At 30.4% G+C, this 6,045-nt stretch carries 5 protein-coding genes; 2 read left to right on the top strand and 3 right to left on the bottom strand.

Features of this window, described 5'->3' with window-relative positions; genetic code table 11:
* Positions 1-134: 134 nt before the first annotated feature.
* Together KA824_RS06935 and KA824_RS06930 are read right to left on the bottom strand one after the other, a co-directional pair.
* Positions 135-281 carry a hypothetical protein gene (locus KA824_RS06935; RefSeq protein WP_154409510.1) on the bottom strand — a complete coding sequence of 49 codons (147 nt, stop codon included), beginning with the start codon at positions 279-281 and terminating at the stop codon, positions 135-137.
* Between the two features lie 25 nt (positions 282-306).
* Positions 307-2,463, bottom strand: coding sequence for a bifunctional glycosyltransferase family 2 protein/CDP-glycerol:glycerophosphate glycerophosphotransferase (locus tag KA824_RS06930; protein ID WP_119517883.1), 2,157 nt, complete (start codon positions 2,461-2,463; stop codon positions 307-309).
* A gap of 391 nt (positions 2,464-2,854) precedes the next feature.
* Here KA824_RS06930 and KA824_RS06925 point away from each other — a divergent pair, with 391 nt between their 5' ends.
* Positions 2,855-3,481: a nitroreductase family protein gene (locus KA824_RS06925; RefSeq protein WP_107385389.1), complete on the top strand. Its 627-nt coding sequence runs from the start codon at positions 2,855-2,857 to the stop codon at positions 3,479-3,481.
* A 376-nt stretch (positions 3,482-3,857) separates the two neighbouring features.
* Complete coding sequence (locus tag KA824_RS06920; RefSeq protein WP_119517845.1) at positions 3,858-4,997, top strand: CapA family protein; 1,140 nt, start codon at positions 3,858-3,860, stop codon at positions 4,995-4,997.
* Positions 4,998-5,102: 105 nt separating this feature from the next.
* Here KA824_RS06920 and KA824_RS06915 read toward each other — a convergent pair whose 3' ends face one another.
* Positions 5,103-6,041, bottom strand: a complete 939-nt coding sequence (locus KA824_RS06915; RefSeq protein WP_107504465.1) for a nucleoside hydrolase — start codon at positions 6,039-6,041, stop codon at positions 5,103-5,105.
* Between the last annotated feature and the right edge of the window lie 4 nt (positions 6,042-6,045).

Below are 6,045 nucleotides of genomic sequence, written 5' to 3'. Positions count from 1 at the left end.
ATTTACTCTTGATAAGATACAGAGAAAGGGATGTTTATGTTTAATATGTTGAATCGAGGCCAACTGTTGTAAAATAGTGTTCTCTTTAATATATGAAGCTTAATACGCTTAGACAAAAATGTGTTTACTTTATACTATAGCGCATCAGTTACAGTGATTTTGAAATGTACTTCTGCCCAAGTAGCGTATGCTCGTTCAAAAGTATAAGATTTTAAAAATAATAGAGCGCTAATCCATAATGGATTAGCGCTCTTATTTTGAGCATAAGCATGTATATCCATGCGCTTTGCATCATTCATTCAATATTTATTGATTTTTGGTAATTAAATCAGCGATTGCTTTAGAAGCATTACCATTTTCAATTGAACAAAAATCGTTATAAAACTTATTAATTTCAACTTTATAGTCATTTTCAATTTGATCTAAGTGTTGTAGGTCCTCTGCTAGTTTATGAGCATCTTGATAAATAGGTCCCGGTAAATCTTTGTGATAATCTAAATAGAAGCCTCTCAAGTCTTTGGCATATTTATCTAGGTCATAAGCAAAGAAGATTTGAGGTCTTTTTAGCACACCATAATCAAACATTACTGAAGAATAATCTGTAATTAAGCAGTCAGAAATTAGATATAATTCCGAGATATCACTATAATTTGATACATCAATTGCAAAATCTTCATAACCTCTTAAATCTAATGCGTTAGCGATAAGGTAATGCATTCTTAATAGAATAACATAGTCATCACCAATTTTTTCTTGCAAGTTATTTAAATCGATTTTTAAGTCGAATAAATATTTTCCTTTTTTGACAAATTCATCATCACGCCAAGTTGGTGCGTACATAATTACTTTTTTATCTTCAGGCAAGTTTAAGTTTTCTTTAATTTCTTGAATGTAAGCTTGATCATTTGCACGATTAACTAAGACATCATTTCTAGGATAACCAATTTCAAGTATTTTTTCTGGCGGCATCCAAAAAGCTGTTTCAAATATCTTAGATGAATAAGCGTTTGGAGAGATAAGATAATCCCATCTGCTTGTTTCTTCCTTGAAATTACGTTTATAGTTATCAGTTGTTGTTCCAGGCATACGGATGACTTTCATATCATTTGCTAAACGTTTTAAAGGTGTTCCATGCCAAGTTTGAATATAAACTTGATTAGCTTTTTTATTCAAGTATAAAGGCAGTCTTGCATTTGTTACCCAGTATTTAGCGCTAGCATATGCTTCATAATATGCTTGTGAACCTTTTTTAACTTTTTTAGCAGGTCCTGGTAAATATACTTGATCAGGTTTTCTGAAAACCCAAATAAATTCATAGTTTGGATGGTACTTCATCATATACTCATAGATATATTTTGGACTGTCACTATAATTTTTACCACCAAAAGCTTCAAAAATGATTGTATTCGGCTTAACTTTGTTTTCATTATCTGTAAGTTGATATAATGAACGATTTTTATTTTTTCGACGTAAAACAACATTTTTGGCTAAGCGAGCACGCTTTCTAAATCTATTAACTTTAAATGCTGGTGTTTTCTTATTAAACATAAGCATTAATGATTCTAAAATAAATAAGGGTTTTTCACTCTTGAATATTGTAGTCATTAACTGCCTAGTGACTTTTGGTAAAAGTTCGCTATTTGATTCATATCTTTCTGGTGTTTTTCTTAATGATGGTTCAAAAGAATCTCTATACAAATTCTTCATTTTAGTTTTTATGAATTTTTTATTTTCTTTTAAAGGCGCACGTTTTACAGCGTCTGAAAAGCTATATACATAGTCATTAAAAATAATATTGAAATCTTGAGTTGATAAAGTCGGTTTTTCGAAAGGATCATAGATTTCTCCTTTAATATAGAAAGGGAATCTACTGATTCTTACAAAGCCATTAGAATATTTAATGAATTCTAAGACGAAAGACCAATCGATAAAGATATCTAAATCTTCATTGAATTTAATATTATGTCCACGTATGATGGCTGTTTTAAAAACGATGTTACAAACAGAATGTTTACGCAGAAACTGATTTGATTTTGTTTTAGTGTTTAAATATTGCACTTTCACTAAATTTTGGTCAACGTATTGTGGTACATCTAAAGTGAAAGAATGAATAGGTGCAATTAAAGCATCGTATTGATTTAAATGTTTCATATAAAAAGCGAGCGCGTATGATGCAAGATAATCATCAGAATCTATAAATATAAAATAAGGTGATGTTACTGCTTCTAACGCGATATTTCTTGCGTAAGCATGCCCGAAGTTTTGAGTTAAATCAATTTCTTTAATTGAGATGTTCCAATCTTTGATTGTTTCAGTTGCAATAGATTTTGAATTATCAGTTGAACCATCGTTAACTATTATTAATTCAAAATCTTGGAACCTTTGATTTTTTAAGCTGTTTAAGCATTTTTCAATATAATCTTCTGAGTTATAATAAGTTACAATAACAGATACAGATTTCATTATTTTACCTCTTTTTCCATTAACTCTATTTATTATTTGAACAGCACACGTCGTCTGCTAATGTTCAATATAATAGGGTGTTTTTTTAAAAGCAATTTCACCGTTTGTGAGTTAAAACGGATTTATTTATTTTACTACAATATAAATATATATTCAAAACATCAACTATTGTTAATTCTAATTATACTTTATAAGACTTATTGAGAAAAATGTTTTTCTTAGTTTATTCATTGTTTTGATAAATCAAAAACTTCATTATAGGAAATTCATGAGTCAAAATAATGTTGATCTCGAAGTTTAAAAATCATTAAATTTTTAAACAGATGATTTGTAAAATATAACAAATTGCGTATAATTTGATTTTGTAAAAAAGACTAAGGAGAATTTTGAAATGAAAAATAATGATTTTGAAGATGTTGTACTAAATAGAAAATCTGTAAAAGTGTTTGATGAGCAAGTTAAAATTCCTAGATCAGAAATGGATGAGATGATACAAAAAGCAACAAAAGCGCCATCATCTGTGAATATGCAACCGTGGAGATTTTTAGTGGTTGAAAGTGAAGCAGGGAAAGAAAAATTGAAACCACTTGTTCGTTTTAATACACGCCAAAATGATACATCCGCAGCTATGGTTATTATATTTGGCGACATGCAAAATTATGAATATGGAGAAGATATTTATCATAATGCAGTTTTAAATGGTTATATGCCTGAAGAAGTAAAGGTTGAAATGTTAGGAAAAATATTGCCCTTATATAAAAGTTTAAATCGTTCAGAAATGAATGATATTATTAAAATTGATAGTAGTTTAGCAGCAATGCAATTTATGCTCGTCGCTAGATCTTATGGTTATGACACAAATCCAATTGGTGGTTTTGAAAAAGATCAAATTGCTGAAGCATTCGATTTAGACCCAGAACGCTTTGAACCAGTAATGATTGTTGCAATTGGAAAGGCTAAAAATCCTGGACATGACTCATACAGATTGTCAGCAGAAACTGTTACAAAATATGTTTAATAAATATAGTTTTGATAAAATTCGTCTAATTATTAGTTATAATTTAGATAATAGACAAGTCATTATTGATAAGTAACGTTGTCTAAATATGAATTTGCATTTTTAAAAGGATTAAAATTATAAATTAATAAAGACAATAAGAGTTTAGACGAAAAATTTGATACTCAAAAATAAGCACGCGAACCCTATTTGGGTTCGCGTGTTTATTTTTAAAGTACTTATTACACAATATAAAATTCATTTGAATATATGTAATAAAAGCTTAACTTGTTAAAGTTTGTTATGCTATAAATAGTTTATAAATATATGAAGCGATTGAATTTATAATTTGAAAAACATTTCAACAATTTATGTTGTATTGAAGGGGTTTTAGGTGATGAGATATAAAGTTTTACTTCCTTTATTGTTTTTATGTTTTATCGTAGTTAGTGCCTGCTGTTTATTAAATATTAAGCATTTGAACCATAATGTTTCATTTTATGCAGTGGGAGATAATTTAATTCATCCAGAAGTATATAATGATGCTTCGGTGAACAATGGAAATTTTGATTTTAAACCAATGTATAGTCATTTAAAAAAAGATATTGAAACTTCAGATATAGCTTATATAAATCAAGAATCTCCCATTGGTGGAGATAGTAAAGGTTTGTCCGGATTTAAGCGATTTAATACGCCAGAAGCTATAGCAAAAGATTTATCTGATACAGGGTTCAATTTAGTGAACGGTGCTAATAATCATGCATTAGATCAAGGGACGAGCGGACTTATGAATGAAATTGCGCTTTGGAAACAATTTGATGATATTGAATATTTTGGGACATACAATTCGCAAAATAATAGAGATGAAATTCAAATCATGAATAAGAACGATATTAATATAGCTTTATTGAGTTATACATATGGCACGAATGATATTCAATCTGATAAACCATATTTCATTAATTATTTTGATGAAAAACAAATTAAAAAAGATGTAGCTAAGGCCAAAAAACAAAGTGATGTTGTTATCGTTTCAGCGCATTGGGGTAATGAAGGCAAACATAACCCAAATAAAACACAAAAGAAATATGCGAAAGTGTTTGCGGATGCTGGGGTAGATGTAGTGATTGGGACACACCCCCATGTCATTCAACCTGTGAAGTGGGTTAAAGGTAAAAATAATCATAAAACACTAGTGGCTTATTCCCTGGGAAATTTTTTGAATGGTCAGGCAACAGGTGATGAAAACAATGTACTGGGAGGCAATTTAACGTTCAATATTGAAAAGTCTCCGAAACAAACTAAAATTAATCAGGTCAAATGGAAATCACTGGTAACACATTATGAGCTAGAACCTACGTTGTATAAAAATAAGAAACAAAATTTTAAAATGTATCCATTGAATCAATATAATAATGAATTAGCTCATAGGCATGGGTTAAATCAAACAAAGCAAGGTGACGTTAACGTACAACGTTTAGAGGAAATCACTAAAGCACATATTGATCCTGCATTTTTAACAGAAGAAAGTTTCTGATTATTAACTGCTTATAAAATCAAAGCATATATTTTTAAGTATAAAAAGAAGAAGCATAATCAATTCACATATTTTGATTATGCTTCTTCTTTGATTTACATATATTTATTTTACTTGCTTAGCTAAATTTGTGATGTAATTAAAGAAACTATCATGTTCAACATGATGTACCACAGAAACTAATCGGCCATTTTCTTCATCGATATATGTACTTCCTTGACTAGGGCCATCAACATGCACAGAAGTTTTAACGTCATGTTGTTTTACTAAGTCTGGTTTGCCTATGTAAGCAGTTGTTAAAACATCCCATAAGAAATATGTAGAATTTGTTTGGAAATGTGTGAGCGGAGGCACTGCAGCATAACTTACACCTAAAAAATCAACACCGGTATACGCACGTTCGTTTGCCCACATTTGTCTGATATCCCAAGTCATAGGTACTTGATTTGTACTTTCTAAAGCGACCATATCAATTTTTAGCGTTGAATCAAAAATAGTTTTAACTGCTTCAGGATCCCAAAATGCATTCCATTCAGCTGTACCGTCATGTTCGGGTTCTTCAACATTACCTTTATCTAAAAATGTGCCTCCCATCCATACTAAGCGTTCAATGTTATTTACGAGTTTTGGTTCGATAGTGATAGCTTTAGCTAAATCCGTAAGCGGTCCAGTAAATAATAAAGTGACTTTTTCATCGCTTGCGCTCACTTTTTCTATAATATCTTCATATGCTGCGTGTTTTAGCAATTTGGAGTGTTGCGAAGTAGGTTCATTCAGTATGGGTAAAGCATCCATAAAGAATGCATGCATACGCCAATCTTTAGGAAATGGATTTTTGCCGCGTTCTTTCGATGCTGCTACATGGATAGGCGTTGATGAAAAACGATTTATAATTTTTCGTGAAGCACTCACAGCTGGTTCTACATAGCTATCAGCGCCAATTGCACTGACACCAATCAAATCAATTTCTTCCATTTGAATTAATAAAAAAAGTGAGACTAAATCATCTACACCACCGTCATGGTTAAAATAAACTTTTTTCATAAAA

The organism is Staphylococcus sp. GDY8P198P (assembly GCF_017891615.1).
GTDB lineage: Bacteria > Bacillota > Bacilli > Staphylococcales > Staphylococcaceae > Staphylococcus > Staphylococcus cohnii.
Note: the sequence above shows the minus strand (reverse complement) of the source record. Positions and strands in the feature narration are given on the sequence as shown.